We start from the raw sequence: 13,336 nt of genomic DNA, 5'->3' as shown, positions 1-13,336 counted from the left end.
CCCATGCGTACACCCACGCGCCGCTCCCTCCTCGGCGCCGGACTCGGCCTGGCCGGGACCGGGCTGCTGGCCGCCTGTTCCTCCTCCGGGGGCACCAGCTCCGACCACGGCTCCGGGTCCGGGTCCACGACCGGTGCCGGTGACTGGATCGACCCGGCCGGCCGCGAGGTCGCGGAGGCCGAGAAGGCGCGGGCCGGCGGCGGCCGGGTCCGCGAGCTCCGGCTGACCGCCACCGAGACCCGGCTCGACCTCGGCCCCGTCACCGTCCCGACCTGGGCCTACGGCGACCGGCTGCCCGGCCGCGAGGTACGGGTCACCGCCGGGGACACCCTGGCGCTCACCCTCGCCAACCACCTGCCCGAGCCGACCTCGCTCCACTGGCACGGCCTCGCCCTGCGCAACGACATGGACGGCGTCCCGGGCCTGACCCAGAAGGAAGTGCGCCCCGGCGCCGGCTTCTCGTACCGCTTCAAGGTGCCACACCCGGGCACGTACTGGTTCCACCCGCACAGCGGGACGCAGCAGGACCGGGGGCTGTACGCCCCGCTGATCGTGGAGGACCCGAAGGAGCCGCTCGCCTACGACCACGAGTGGGTCGTGGTCGTCGACGACTGGGTCGACGGGGTGGAGGGGTCCACCCCGGACGGTGTGCTGGCGGAGCTGGGCCGGGGGATGGCGTCCGGGATGGACCACGGTTCCGGTGGCGGCGGGGACGAGGGCGGTGGTCACAGCGGGCACGGCATGTCGGCGCAGGGGGCGCGGACGGAGGAGCCGGACGGGCCCTCGCGCATGATGATGGGCGCCCGCAGCGAGCTGCTCGGCGGGGACGCCGGGGACGTGAAGTACCCGTACCACCTGGTCAACGGGCGGACGGCGGAGGACCCCGAGGTGTTCCGGGCGAAGCCGGGTGACCGGATCAGGGTGCGGCTGGTCAACGCGGGCGGGGACACCGCGTACCGGGTGGCGCTGGGCGGGCACCGGATGACGGTGACGCACACCGACGGGTTCGCGGTGGAGCACGCGGAGACGGACGCGCTGCTGCTCGGGATGGGTGAGCGGTACGACGTGCTGGTGACGGCGGGCGACGGGGTCTTCCCGCTGACGGCGCTGGCCGAGGGGAAGGACGCCACCGCCCGGGCCCTGCTGCGGACCGGCGGCGGGGTGGCGCCGAAGGCCGGGGCGCGGCCGAATGAGCTGGACGGGAGGGTGCTGACCGCCGACCAACTGGTGGCGGCGGAGCCGGTGGCGCTGCCCGCCCGTACGCCGGACCGGACGGTGCGGTTCCAGCTGACCGGCGGGATGGCCAAGTACGACTGGGCGTTCAACGGGCGGCCGTACAAGGCGTCCGAGCGGTACCCGGTGCGGGCCGGGGAGCGGGTGCGGCTGGTCTTCAGCAACGCGACCGACATGTGGCACCCGCTCCACCTGCACGGCCACACCTTCGCGCTCTCCTCGGCCAAGGGCGCGCCGCGCAAGGACACCGCGGTGATCCTGCCGCACCGGACCCTGACCGCCGACTTCGACGCGGACAACCCGGGGCTGTGGATGCTGCACTGCCACAACGTCTACCACGCGGAGGCCGGGATGATGACGGTCCTCGGATACCGCCGCTGACCTGCCACGATCCCGTCCCCAGACGGCTCCCCGCGCCCTCCGCGTGCGGGGAGCCGCCTGGCTCGCCGCGACATCGCGTCGTTGTGACGATTACACTGGCGGACGTGCATCGACTACGACTCGCCCTGAACCAGATCGACGCCACCGTCGGCGACCTCCACGGCAACGCCGACGCCGTCGTCCACCGGACCCGTGAGGCGGCCGAGCGGGGCGCGCACCTCGTGGCCTTCCCCGAGATGGTCCTCACCGGCTACCCGGTCGAGGACCTCGCGCTGCGCTCGTCGTTCGTCGAAGCCTCCCGGTCGGCGCTGGTGGCGCTCGCCGCGCGCCTCGCCGACGAGGGCCTCGGCGACGTACCCGTGGTCGTCGGCTACCTCGACCGCTCCAGCACCGCCCAGCCCCGCTACGGCCAGCCCGCCGGCGCCCCGCAGAACGCGGCGGCGGTGCTGCACGGCGGCGAGGTGGTCCTCTCCTTCGCCAAGCACCACCTGCCGAACTACGGCGTCTTCGACGAGTTCCGCTACTTCGTGCCCGGCGACACCATGCCGGTGATCCGGGTGCGCGGCGTCGACGTCGCCCTCGCCATCTGCGAGGACCTCTGGCAGGAGGGCGGCCGCGTCCCGGCGGCCCGGGCGGCCGGCGCGGGGCTGCTGCTCTCGGTCAACGCCTCGCCCTACGAGCGGGAGAAGGACGACACCCGCCTGGAGCTGGTCCGCAAGCGCGCCCAGGAGGCCGGCTGCGCCACCGCCTACGTGGCGATGACCGGCGGCCAGGACGAGCTGGTCTTCGACGGCGACACGATCGTGGTGGACGCCTCCGGCGCCGTGCTGGCCCGCGCCCCGCAGTTCACGGAGACCCAGCTCGTCCTCGACCTGGACCTCCCCGCCGCCGCGGCCGACGCCCCCGAGGGGACGGTCGACGACGGGCTGCGGATCGACCGCGTCGTCCTCTCCGGCGAGCCGGTGGCGGACCCGGGCCCCGCGGAGTACCCGGGCACGACCGTCCCGCCGCTCGACGACGACGAGGAGGTCTACCGGGCCCTCGTCACCGGTCTGCGCGCCTACGTCCGCAAGAACGGCTTCCGCTCCGTGCTGATCGGGCTCTCCGGCGGCATCGACTCGGCGCTCACCGCCGCCCTCGCGGTGGACGCGATCGGCGCAGAGCACGTGTACGGCGTCTCGATGCCCTCGAAGTACTCCTCGGAGCACTCCAAGAACGACGCGGCCGAGCTGGCCCGGCGCACCGGGCTGCACTACCGGACCGTCTCCATCGCCCCGATGTTCGACGCGTACATGGGCGAGCTGGGGCTGACCGGCCTCGCGGAGGAGAACCTCCAGTCGCGCCTGCGCGGCACCACGCTGATGGCCATCTCCAACCAGGAGGGCCAGATCGTGCTGGCCCCGGGCAACAAGTCGGAGCTGGCGGTCGGCTACTCGACTCTCTACGGGGACTCGGTCGGGGCGTACGGCCCGATCAAGGACGTCTACAAGTCGACCGTCTTCCGGCTGGCCCGCTGGCGCAACGAGGTGGCGGCGGAGCGCGGCGAGACCCCGCCGATCCCGGAGAACTCCGTCACCAAGCCGCCCAGCGCCGAGCTGCGCCCCGGCCAGGTCGACACCGACTCGCTGCCCGACTACGACGTGCTCGACGCGATCCTCGCCCGCTACGTCGACCAGGACGAGGGGCGCGACGAGATCCTGGCGGCGGGCTTCGACCCGGAGACCGTCACGCGGGTGCTGAAGCTGGTCGACAACGCCGAGTACAAGCGGCGGCAGTACCCGCCGGGGACCAAGATCTCCGCCAAGGGCTTCGGCAAGGACCGCCGGCTGCCCATCACCAGCCGCTGGCGCGAGTCGGGCTGACGGCGCCGGTGGGTGCCGAGGGGCCGCGAGGAGATCCGTTCTCCTCGCGGCCCCTCGGCCGTTTCCGGACGGGACCGGACCTCAGGCCGCGTAGCCCTTCGGCGGGATCAGCGAGGCGAGCTGGGAGAAGTCCAGCCAGTAGATCTGCCAGCCGTTGAAGGAGGCCGAGTCCGCGATCAGGACGGTGTGGTGGTCGGTGTCGTAGCCGATGACGGTGAAGTAGTGGTACACCGTCTGGTCCGCCGGGTAGCCGGGCGGCTGGTTGCCGGGCGGAGCCACGATGTTGGCGACGATCGCGTAGCCGTGGTCGATGTCGTCGACCACGTCCGACCAGAGCAGGTCCACCTGGGCCTGGGTGGGCGGGTCGTTCGGCATCTCGCGGGTGACGTACTGGCCGGCGTCGATGCGGGAGTTGAGCACCGCGGTGACCTGGCCTATGTGGTCGGTGCCGCCGGTGTGGGTGCCGAGTTCGGCGGCGAGGGTGGCCTGGCTGGGGGCGGCGACCCGGGCCGAGAGGGCGCAGCGGGTGGCGGCGGGACCGCACCAGTAGCCGGTCTCCTGGACCTGGTACTCCACCGAGAGGACGTGCTCGCCCCGGGTGCGCACCTCCTTGGTCCGCAGGGTCGGGAAGGCGCTCCGGGTCCGGCCCACGACCTCGGTCGCGACCTGGATGCCGTTCGGGTGGGCGGGGCTCGGCGGCAGCGGGGCGACCTGGCTGCCGCCGGGGGCCGCGGCGCGTGCGGTGCCGGTGTGGAGGAGGGCGCCGGTGGCGCCGAGGGCGAGGGCGGTGGCGAAAGATCTTCTCCGCATGGGAGGTCCTTCCGGTGTGGGGGGACGTCCGTGGGGGGACGCGAAAGTCATGAGCATGACACGCGTAGACCCCCGGCGGAAGGCCGCGTACGGCCGCCCGGCGCGGGGCCGGACGGCCGCACCGCCACCGGCACGCCCTACCCGAAGCTGATCCGTGCCGCTATCGGCAGGTGGTCGCTGGCAGTGCGCGGCAGGGTCCAGGAGGAGACGGGCTCGACGCCCTGGACCATGATCTGGTCGATCCGGGCCATCGGGAAGGAGGCCGGCCAGCTGAAGCCGAAGCCGTTCCCGGCGGCGCCCTGGGTGGAGCGCATCTGGGAGGTCACCGGGGAGAGGGCCCGGTCGTTCATGGTGCCGTTGAGGTCGCCGAGGAGGACCACGCGGTCCAGCTCCTCCCCGCGGATGGCCAGGCCCAGCGCCTCGGCGCTGTTGTCGCGCTGGCCGGCGGTGAAGCCGGCGTCGACCTTGACCCGTACCGAGGGCAGGTGGGCGACGTAGACGGCGAGCGGGCCCGAGGGGGTGTCGACGGTGGAGCGCAGGGCGCGGGTCCAGCCGAGTTTGATGTCGACCGGGGCGGTGGCGCTCAGCGGGTACTTGCTCCACAGGCCGACGGTGCCCTCGACGGCGTGGTGCGGGTAGGTGGCGGCGAGCGCCTCGCGGAAGGCGGGGACCGCCTCGGGGCTCAGCTCCTCCAGGGCGACCACGTCGGCCCCGGAGGCGGCCACGTCGCGGGCGGTGGCGGCCGGGTCGGGGTTGTCGGCGTTGACGTTGTGGGTGGCGACGGTGAGGTCGCCGCCGGTGGCGGACTTGTCGGTGACCAGGCCGCCGAAGAGGTTGAGCCAGACCATCGCGGGCAGCAGGAGCGCGACCAGCGCGGTGGCCGAGCGGCGCACCAGACCGGCCACCAGCAGCACCGGCAGGGCGAGCCCGAGCCAGGGCAGGAAGGTCTCGCCGAGGCTGCCCAGGCTGCCGACCGAGTTGGGGATGCGGGCGTGGCCGGCCATGACCAGGGCGAGGAGGACCGCGAGACCGGCGAGGACCAGCCCGCGCCGCCAGGGTCCCCGGTGGGTCCGGAGCCGGCGGGCGAAGGAGCGGAGCCGGGGTTCGGGGCGCCCGTGCTCGTGGCCGTCACTGTCCGGTTCCGTCCTGTACGCCTGCGCCATGCCGTCGTCGCCTCGCTGCCTGTTCCACGCCGTCTCGAACCCCGACCCTAGGGGATGAGCGGCGCCCTTCCGTGCCGTCCACGACGGCGGTTTCCTCCCCGGACGACGGACGGCACCGCCCCCGCAGTTCCGGGTGCCCGCACAGGGCGGACGGCTGTGACAGAACGGGCACAGTTACCCCCGGTAGCAGGGGGAACGCCGGCTCCGCGCGCTGTCTGGCACGTCACGTCCCCCGCCCGGCCTCCACGTCTTCCCGTCCACCCCGGTCGGGTGCCACCATGGAGGAGAGTCCGGGGACGCCGTCAGGGCGCCTCGAGATGACAGAAGGAGCCGTTGCGATGACGCAGCTTCCGGCTGCCCCCACGCAGTCCACCGCCGACCCCAAGGCGCTCTACGGCGGGACCTCCACCCGCCGGGTCACCGTCCACGACATCGCCCGCGCCAAGGACCGCGGCGAGAAGTGGCCCATGCTCACCGCCTACGACGCGATGACCGCGTCGGTCTTCGACGAGGCGGGCATCCCCGTCCTCCTCGTCGGCGACTCGATGGGCAACTGCCACCTCGGGTACGACACCACGGTGCCGGTCACCCTCGACGAGATGGCCTTCCTCTCCGCGGCCGTCGTCCGCGGCACCAGCCGCGCCATGATCGTCGCCGACCTGACCTTCGGGTCCTACCAGGAGGGACCCGTCCAGGCCCTGCGCTCCGCGACCCGGCTGGTCAAGGAGGCCGGCGTGGGCGCGGTGAAGCTGGAGGGCGGCGAGCGCTCGCACGAGCAGATCCGGATGCTGGTGGAGGCCGGCATCCCGGTGATGGCCCACATCGGCCTCACCCCGCAGTCCGTCAACGCCATGGGGTACCGCGTGCAGGGCCGCGGCGAGGAGGCCGCGCAGCAGCTGATGCGGGACGCCAAGGCGGTGCAGGACGCGGGCGCCTTCGCGGTCGTGCTGGAGGCGGTACCGGCCGAGCTGGCCGCCGAGGTGACCGGCATGCTCCAGATCCCGACCGTCGGCATCGGCGCGGGCGCCGGGACCGACGCGCAGGTGCTGGTGTGGACCGACGCCTTCGGGCTCACCCCCGGCAAGGCGCCCCGGTTCAGCAAGAAGTACACCGATCTGCGGGCGATCATGACGGCGGCCACCAAGGAGTTCGCCGACGAGGTCGTGGGCGGTGCCTTCCCGGCGGAGGAGCACACCTTCCACTGACCCGTTACCTCCGCCCGGCCCCGGTGTCCCCCCGCCGGTGCCGGGCGGTCCCGGTGCCGCAGCCGGCGGGCCCCGCCCACGCGCCCGCCCGGCCGCGCGGCCCCGGCGCCGGCCCGACTCCTCCCCCGGTGTCGGGCCGGTGTCGTTCCGTGGGCCGGGGCGCGGCCCGTACGGTGGGGCGCCCGGGCGGCTGCCGCGTCCGGGCAGCCGAGAAGGAGTGCCGCGTGCCGACATCCGCGCCGTCCCCCGCCCGCTCCGCCGACCGCCGGATCAGCCCGGTCTTCCTCGCGATCACGGCCGTGACGGCGGTCGCGGGGTGGGGGGTGTGGGCGGATGTCCCGGCGGTGGGGCTCGCCGTCTTCCTCTTCGTGACCGGCGCCTGGGTGGTCTCGCTCTGCCTCCACGAGTACGCGCACGCCCGGACCGCGCTGCACAGCGGGGACATCTCGGTGGGCGCCAAGGGCTACCTCACGCTCAATCCGCTGAAGTACACCCACGCCCTGCTCAGCATCGTGCTGCCGGTGCTCTTCGTGATCCTCGGCGGCATCGGGCTGCCCGGCGGGGCGGTCTTCATCGAGCGGCGCCGCATCCGGGGCCGCTGGCGCCACTCGCTGATCTCGGCGGCGGGGCCGCTGACCAACGTGGTCTTCGCGGTGGTCTGCGCGGCCCCGTTCTGGCTGGGCGCGCTGGACGGGGTGCCGCCCTACTTCCGGTACGCGCTCGGCTTCCTGGCGCTGCTCCAGGTGACGGCGGCGATCCTGAACTTCCTTCCGGTACCGGGGCTGGACGGGTACGGCGTGGTGGAGCCCTGGCTGTCGCAGAAGGTGCGCCGCCAGGTCGAGCCCTTCGCGCCGTACGGGCTGCTCGCGGTCTTCGCGCTGCTGTGGGTTCCGGAGGTCAACCGGGCCTTCTTCGGCCTGGTGGACGCGGTCCTCGGCGGGCTCGGGGTGAGCGAGTGGGACACGTACTGTGGGCGGCGGCTCTACCAGTTCTGGCTGGGCACCGACGAGGTGCCGGCCGGCTGAGCGGGGTCAGACGCCGGCGGTCTGCTGCTGCCGCTGCCGCTCGGCCTTGGCGCGGCGGAAGTAGAACCAGGCCATGTTGGAGGAGAGGCCGGCCATGAGCACCCAGACGACGCCGATCCACTGGCCCTGGACGAAGGAGACGACGGCGGCGACCGCGGCGAGGACGCAGACGGCGAGGGCGTACAGAGCGAGGCGGGGCATGGGGGCGGCTCCTGTCGGGCGGCGCGGTACGGGCGCCCTCCAGTGTCCCCCATGCCCTCTGTGCCCCGTTCGCCGGACCCGCCGACGGGGCCCCGGTCAGATGTCGGTGACGCGGACCCCGGCGTGCGCCTTGTAGCGGCGGTTGACCGAGATGAGGTTGGCGACCAGCGACTCGACCTGGTGGGCGTTGCGCAGGCGGCCGGCGAAGACGCCGCGCATGCCGGGGATGCGCCCGGCGAGGGCCTGGACGAGGTCGGTGTCGGCCCGGGACTCGCCCAGCACCATCACGTCGGTGTCGATGGAGGCGACCTCCGGGTCCTGGAGGAGGACGGCCGAGAGGTGGTGGAAGGCGGCGGTGACCCGGGAGTCGGGGAGCAGGGCGGCGGCCTGCTCGGCGGCGCTGCCCTCCTCGGGGGTGAGGGCGTAGGCGCCCTTCTTGTCGAAGCCGAGCGGGTTGACGCAGTCGACGACGAGCTTGCCCGCCAGCTCCTCGCGGAGCCCTTCCAGGGTCTTGGCGTGGCCGTCCCACGGCACGGCGACGATGACGATGTCGCTGCGGCGGGCGCACTCGGCGTTGTCGGCACCCTCGACGCCGTGGCCGAGTTCGGCGGCGGCGGACTGGGCGCGCTCGGCGGCCCGGGAGCCGATGATCACGCGCTGGCCGGCCTGGGCGAGGCGGTAGGCGAGGCCGCGCCCCTGGTCGCCGGTGCCGCCGAGCACGCCGACGACGAGCGAGGAGACGTCGGGGAGGTCCCAGGGGTCCTTGGCGGGGGCCTTCTTGGGGGCGTCGCCCGCGGAGTCAGGAGTAGTCATGGGAGCGACCCTACTTGCTGGTAGGAGGGGGGCGGCGGAACGCCCCGGACCTCGCGTCCGGGGCCGCGCGCCGGGGCTCGCGGGGCCGCGTCAGGCGGCTGCCGGGCCCTTGCCGCCGTCGTCCCCTTCGCCGCCCTCGCCCTTGTCGTGCCAGCGCGGGTCGTTCTCCCAGCTCTGGTTGCGCTCGGCGGCGGTGTTCATGGCGTTCTCCGCCTCCTGCCGGCTGGGGTAGGGGCCGAGGCGGTTCTTGGCCGGGCACTGCGGGCCCTCCTCGACCGTGCCGTGTTCGAGGCAGTAGTACCACTCGCCGGGCCTGCCTGCCGCGCGCTTCCTGAACAGTGCCATGGGGGCTCCCTCGCTTCCGCCGCCGCTGCGGCCTCCGTGAGGGCCATGTTGCCCGAGTCGGGCTGGCTACACTCGTCGGCATGTCTGGCCAGTCGACGCTCGTACCAGGGGAGCTCTCTCCCACCCGCACCGTGCCCGGGAACATCCGGCGCCCCGAGTACGTGGGCCGGCCCGCGCCCACCCCGTACACCGGTCCCGAACGGCAGAGTCCCGAGACGATCGAGGCGATGCGGACGGCGGGCCGGATCGCCGCGCAGGCGATGGCGGCCGCGGCCGAGGCCATCGCGCCGGGGGTGACCACCGACGAGCTGGACCGGATCGCCCACGCCTACATGGTCGACCACGGCGCCTACCCCTCGACGCTCGGTTACCGGGGCTTCCCCAAGTCGCTCTGCACCTCGGTCAACGAGGTGATCTGCCACGGCATCCCGGACTCCACGGTGCTGCGCGACGGCGACATCATCAACCTGGACGTGACCGCGTACATCGGCGGGGTGCACGGCGACACCAACGCGACCTACCTGGTCGGCGACGTGGACGAGGAGTCGCGGCTGCTGGTGGAGCGGACCCGGGAGTCGTTGAACCGCGCCATCAAGGCGGTCCGCCCGGGCCGCCAGATCAACGTCATCGGCCGCGTCATCGAGTCCTACGCCAAGCGGTTCGGCTACGGGGTGGTGCGTGACTTCACCGGTCACGGCATCAACACCTCGTTCCACTCCGGCCTGATCATCCCGCACTACGACTCCCCCAACGCGACCACCGTGATCGAGCCGGGGATGACCTTCACCATCGAGCCGATGCTGACGCTGGGCACCCACACCTACGACATGTGGGACGACGGCTGGACCGTGGTGACCAAGGACCGCAAGCGGACGGCCCAGTTCGAGCACACCCTGGTGGTCACGGACTCCGGCGCGGAGATCCTGACGCTGCCCTGAGCACGCGGCGCACACGCCTGAGGGGCGGTTCCGGCGAGGCCGGGGCCGCCCCTTCGGCGTGTACGGGACGGACAGCCCGGGGAGGTTTTTCTCGACCAGGTGTCGGGAACCTTACCGACGAGCAGTCGGCAAGCTGTTGACTTAGGCAAGCCTAAGCTAAATGATGGGCGCAGTTTCCACCCTTACTTCACGTACTTCACGCCTCCGGAGGTCCGTTGTGGACACCCCGCCCGTCCCCTTCTCGACACTCATCCGCACCGCCTCGCACGAGCAGCACACCGAGGCGGAGACCAGCACCTTCATGAGCGACATGCTCGGCGGCCGGCTCGGCGTGGAGGCGTACGCCCGGTACACCGAGCAGCTCTGGTTCGTGTACCGCGCCCTGGAGGAGGGCGTCGCCGCCCTGGCCGGCGACCCGGTGGCGGGCCCCTTCCTCCAGCCGGAGCTGGAGCGCACCGCGGAGCTGGAGCGGGACCTGGCCCATCTGCGCGGCGAGGGCTGGCAGCAGCGGGCCACCGCCCTGCCCGCCACCGAGGCGTACGCCGAACGGGTGAGGGAGTGCGTGCGCACCTGGCCCGGCGGCTTCGTCGCCCACCACTACACGCGCTACCTCGGCGACCTCTCCGGCGGCCAGATCATCCGCGGCACCGCCGAGAAGACCTGGGGCTTCGCCCGCAAGGGCGACGGCGTGCGGTTCTACGTCTTCGAGGGCATAAGCAACCCGGCCGCCTTCAAGCGCAGCTACCGCGAACTGCTCGACGCGCTGCCCGTCGACGACCTCGAGAAGCAGCGCGTGGTCGACGAGTGCAAGCGCGCCTTCGCCCTCAACACGGCCCTCTTCCGCGAGCTGGGCCGGGAGTTCCCGCTCAGCGCCGCCTGACCGGCGCGCGTCCCCGGACCCCCTTCGGGCCCTCTCCACCCTCCCGGGGAGCGGGCCCGAAGGCGGGTCCGCGTACGAGTCCGGGGCGGATCAGGGCCGTACGGTGCCGGCCATCTCGACGCGGCCGCCGACCTCCACCGTGCCGTCGCGCTGGGGGGCGGTCAGGAGCTGGGAGCCTCGGCCCTGGCTGATGTTGAGGGCGCGGCCGAGCTGGGCGGTGAGGAGCAGGGCGGCGGCGCCGGTGGCCTCGTCCTCGTCCACGCCGTCGCCCCGGCCGGGGAAGGCGCGGGCGCGGACGCGGCCCGCCGCCTCCTCGCTCCACGCCCAGGCGTAGACCCACTCCCCCGGCGGGGGGACCTGGAGCTTGTCGACGACGTCCGGGTCGTCGTAGGCGCGCAGGGCGCGCGGCGGGGCCCACTCGGGGCGCGCCTCGATCCAGGTGAACTCGCCGTCCTGGCGGGCCGCCACCACCCCGGCGCCGGTGACGAGTTCGGGGACGTCCAGGAGCCAGGCGGTGCCCACGCAGGGGTGTCCGGCGAAGGGCAGGCGCAGGCTCGGGGTCCAGATGTCGACGAGGCCGCGTTCGGGGTCGTCGACGAAGACCGTCTCGCTGTAGCCGAGCCGGGCGGCCAGCGCGCGCCGCTCCTCGTCCCCCGGGAACCGGGAGCCGTCGCGGACCACGCCCAGCCGGTTGCCGTGCCGGCCGTCGGGGCCGCAGAAGACCCTCAGTACGTCGATGTGCGTCACCCGGAAATTGAAACACCGCCGGGCCCCGGCTCCGTGCGGCACCCCGGGGCGCACGGAGGACCGCCGCCCGTTCCCTGGCGCACCCCGGGAGTGCGGGGCGCGGGGGCACGGTTCAGGGGCGCGCGGCGGTCCCGGGAGGGTCCACCGCGCGCCCCTGGCCGGGCTGCGCGGGGTCAGCCGGCGGCGTCGCCCGCGGCGTTGCGGCGGCGGGCCGCGACGACCATGCCCGCGCCCGCGGCCACGACCAGGGCGGCGGCGCCGGCGAGGGCGCCCGCGTTCACCTCGGCGCCGGTGGAGGCCAGCGCGCCGGTGCCACCGGTCCCGCCCACGGTGCCGGAGCCGACCGCGCCGGTGCCGCCGGTACCCGAACCGCCGTTGCCGGAGCCTCCGTTGCCGCCGGAGCCGCCGGGCAGCTGGGCGTCGTCGGTGAGGCCGAGGGCGAGGGTGACCGGGTCGATGGCCTCGCCCTCCTCGTACACGGAGCCGGTGGTGTCGTTGGCGAAGACCGCGGCGCCGTCGGCGGTGAAGGCGGCCGGGACCTCCTCCAGGCGGACCACGTCGTCCTTGGCCTCGTAGGAGACGCCGGACAGGTCGAGCGTGGCGAACGCGACGTCGTCCTCGGTGCCCTGAGGCGTGGTGACGTCGACGGAGAGGGTGCCCTTGTTCCCGGCGGCCTCGACCTTGACGTCGCTGAACTTCATGTCGATGCCGTGCGAGGGGTAGGTGAAGCGGACGCTGCCACCGAAGGAGGCGGAGAGCTTGCGGGCGTCGGCGTCCAGGTCGGCCTTGGCGTACGGGAAGTCGTAGCCGTTGCCGTTGTCCTTGGCGCCGCCCGCGACGGCGGCGGAGCCTCCGGTCGCTATGTACCGGCGGAAGGACTCCTTGACGCCCCAGGCGAGGGTGCCCTTGGCGACCTGGCCGGGCTCCTGGCCGGCACCCGGGGAGGGCTTCTCGGTGGGCTCGGTGGTGGGCTTGCCGGTGGGCTCCTCGGTGGGCTTCTCCGTCGGCTTCCCGGTCGGCTGCTCGGTGGGCTTCTCCGAGGGATCGTCCGTGGGCTCGTCGGTCGGGCCGTCCGTGGGCTCGCCGGTGGGCGGGGCGGTCGTCGCGGGGGCCGCCTTGACGGAGAGGGTGGCCGGGTCGAGGGCGTCGCCCGCCTTGTACATGCCGTTGAACGCCTTGGCGCCGTCGGCGGTCAGCGTGGTGGGGATGTCCTTGTAGACCAGCTCCGTGCGGCTGTCGCCCTTGGTGGCCGCGGCGAGGTCGACGGTGGCGAGGTCGATGTCGTCCTGGGTGTCGTCGTCGAGGGTCACGTCGGCCTTGATGAAGCCGGTGTTCCCCACGGTGACGACCTTCAGGTCGTCGATGGTGACGGTGAAGTGGTGTGCCGGATAGGCGAACTTGACGGAACCGTCGAGGGCGACGTTCACCCCGTGGTCGCCGGCCTCGTTGTACTTGCCGGTGCCGCCCACGAAGGTGAAGGGACCGTTGCCCTCGGCCTGCGTGGCGCCGCCGGAGGTGGTGATGGTGCCGCCGCCGTTGACGTACCGGCGGAAGGACTCCTTCACGCCCCAGTTCAGGGTGCCGTCGGTCAGGTCCATCACGGGGGCGCCGGCGCGCGGCGCCTCGGCGGCGACGGCGGGCAGCGTCAGGGCGGTCGCGCCCAGTCCCAGCGCGGTCGCGACGGCGGCGGCCAGGACGACGGGGCGGCGGTTGGGGGTCATGACGGGAGATCT

Annotated in this window: 13 protein-coding genes; 6 read left to right on the top strand and 7 right to left on the bottom strand. The window is 73.6% G+C overall.

The genetic code is table 11. The annotated features are described in order from the left end of the window. Window positions 1-3 precede the first annotated feature (3 nt). Together OIM89_RS22880 and OIM89_RS22875 are read left to right on the top strand one after the other, a co-directional pair. Window positions 4-1,614: a multicopper oxidase family protein gene (locus tag OIM89_RS22880; protein WP_047471058.1), complete on the top strand. Its 1,611-nt coding sequence runs from the start codon at window positions 4-6 to the stop codon at window positions 1,612-1,614. 104 nt (window positions 1,615-1,718) lie between these two features. Next, a complete protein-coding gene (locus OIM89_RS22875; RefSeq protein ID WP_047471055.1) occupies window positions 1,719-3,476 on the top strand; it encodes an NAD+ synthase in 1,758 nt (585 codons plus the stop codon). An 81-nt stretch (window positions 3,477-3,557) separates the two neighbouring features. On the opposite strand, the gene OIM89_RS22870 is transcribed toward OIM89_RS22875, so the two are convergent. Further along, a complete protein-coding gene (locus OIM89_RS22870) occupies window positions 3,558-4,286 on the bottom strand; it encodes a C39 family peptidase (protein ID WP_030699090.1) in 729 nt (242 codons plus the stop codon). Between the two features lie 137 nt (window positions 4,287-4,423). Further along, the gene (locus tag OIM89_RS22865) at window positions 4,424-5,449 is read right to left on the bottom strand and encodes an endonuclease/exonuclease/phosphatase family protein (RefSeq protein ID WP_047471053.1); all 1,026 of its coding nucleotides are present in this window, start codon (window positions 5,447-5,449) and stop codon (window positions 4,424-4,426) included. A gap of 338 nt (window positions 5,450-5,787) precedes the next feature. Between OIM89_RS22865 and panB the strand changes: the two genes are divergently transcribed. Together panB and OIM89_RS22855 are read left to right on the top strand one after the other, a co-directional pair. Further along, the gene (panB, locus tag OIM89_RS22860; protein WP_030699092.1) at window positions 5,788-6,654 is read left to right on the top strand and encodes a 3-methyl-2-oxobutanoate hydroxymethyltransferase; all 867 of its coding nucleotides are present in this window, start codon (window positions 5,788-5,790) and stop codon (window positions 6,652-6,654) included. A 224-nt stretch (window positions 6,655-6,878) separates the two neighbouring features. Beyond that, window positions 6,879-7,679 (top strand): site-2 protease family protein, encoded by an 801-nt coding sequence (locus tag OIM89_RS22855; RefSeq protein WP_226965144.1) that lies wholly within the window; start codon window positions 6,879-6,881, stop codon window positions 7,677-7,679. 6 nt (window positions 7,680-7,685) lie between these two features. On the opposite strand, the gene OIM89_RS22850 is transcribed toward OIM89_RS22855, so the two are convergent. The 3 genes from OIM89_RS22850 to OIM89_RS22840 all read right to left on the bottom strand — a co-directional run bounded on the left by OIM89_RS22850 (window position 7,686) and on the right by OIM89_RS22840 (window position 9,038). Further along, complete coding sequence (locus tag OIM89_RS22850; RefSeq protein WP_030699094.1) at window positions 7,686-7,880, bottom strand: hypothetical protein; 195 nt, start codon at window positions 7,878-7,880, stop codon at window positions 7,686-7,688. 96 nt (window positions 7,881-7,976) lie between these two features. Beyond that, the gene (gene npdG, locus OIM89_RS22845; RefSeq protein WP_151169684.1) at window positions 7,977-8,693 is read right to left on the bottom strand and encodes an NADPH-dependent F420 reductase; all 717 of its coding nucleotides are present in this window, start codon (window positions 8,691-8,693) and stop codon (window positions 7,977-7,979) included. Between the two features lie 90 nt (window positions 8,694-8,783). Beyond that, the gene (locus OIM89_RS22840; protein WP_151169682.1) at window positions 8,784-9,038 is read right to left on the bottom strand and encodes a hypothetical protein; all 255 of its coding nucleotides are present in this window, start codon (window positions 9,036-9,038) and stop codon (window positions 8,784-8,786) included. 80 nt (window positions 9,039-9,118) lie between these two features. Here OIM89_RS22840 and map point away from each other — a divergent pair, with 80 nt between their 5' ends. Both map and OIM89_RS22830 read left to right on the top strand, forming a co-directional pair. Beyond that, window positions 9,119-9,976 (top strand): type I methionyl aminopeptidase, encoded by an 858-nt coding sequence (gene map / locus OIM89_RS22835; RefSeq protein ID WP_030699097.1) that lies wholly within the window; start codon window positions 9,119-9,121, stop codon window positions 9,974-9,976. Window positions 9,977-10,193: 217 nt separating this feature from the next. Beyond that, window positions 10,194-10,856 (top strand): heme oxygenase (biliverdin-producing), encoded by a 663-nt coding sequence (locus OIM89_RS22830; RefSeq protein ID WP_030699098.1) that lies wholly within the window; start codon window positions 10,194-10,196, stop codon window positions 10,854-10,856. Between the two features lie 90 nt (window positions 10,857-10,946). Here OIM89_RS22830 and OIM89_RS22825 read toward each other — a convergent pair whose 3' ends face one another. Both OIM89_RS22825 and OIM89_RS22820 read right to left on the bottom strand, forming a co-directional pair. Beyond that, the gene (locus OIM89_RS22825; RefSeq protein ID WP_030699099.1) at window positions 10,947-11,603 is read right to left on the bottom strand and encodes a PhzF family phenazine biosynthesis protein; all 657 of its coding nucleotides are present in this window, start codon (window positions 11,601-11,603) and stop codon (window positions 10,947-10,949) included. 173 nt (window positions 11,604-11,776) lie between these two features. Beyond that, window positions 11,777-13,324, bottom strand: a complete 1,548-nt coding sequence (locus tag OIM89_RS22820) for an HtaA domain-containing protein (protein ID WP_226965145.1) — start codon at window positions 13,322-13,324, stop codon at window positions 11,777-11,779. Between the last annotated feature and the right edge of the window lie 12 nt (window positions 13,325-13,336).

This window comes from Streptomyces sp. BI87 (assembly GCF_025957665.1).
In the GTDB taxonomy this organism is placed as follows: Bacteria; Actinomycetota; Actinomycetes; order Streptomycetales; family Streptomycetaceae; genus Streptomyces; species Streptomyces albidoflavus.
Note: the sequence above shows the minus strand (reverse complement) of the source record. Positions and strands in the feature narration are given on the sequence as shown.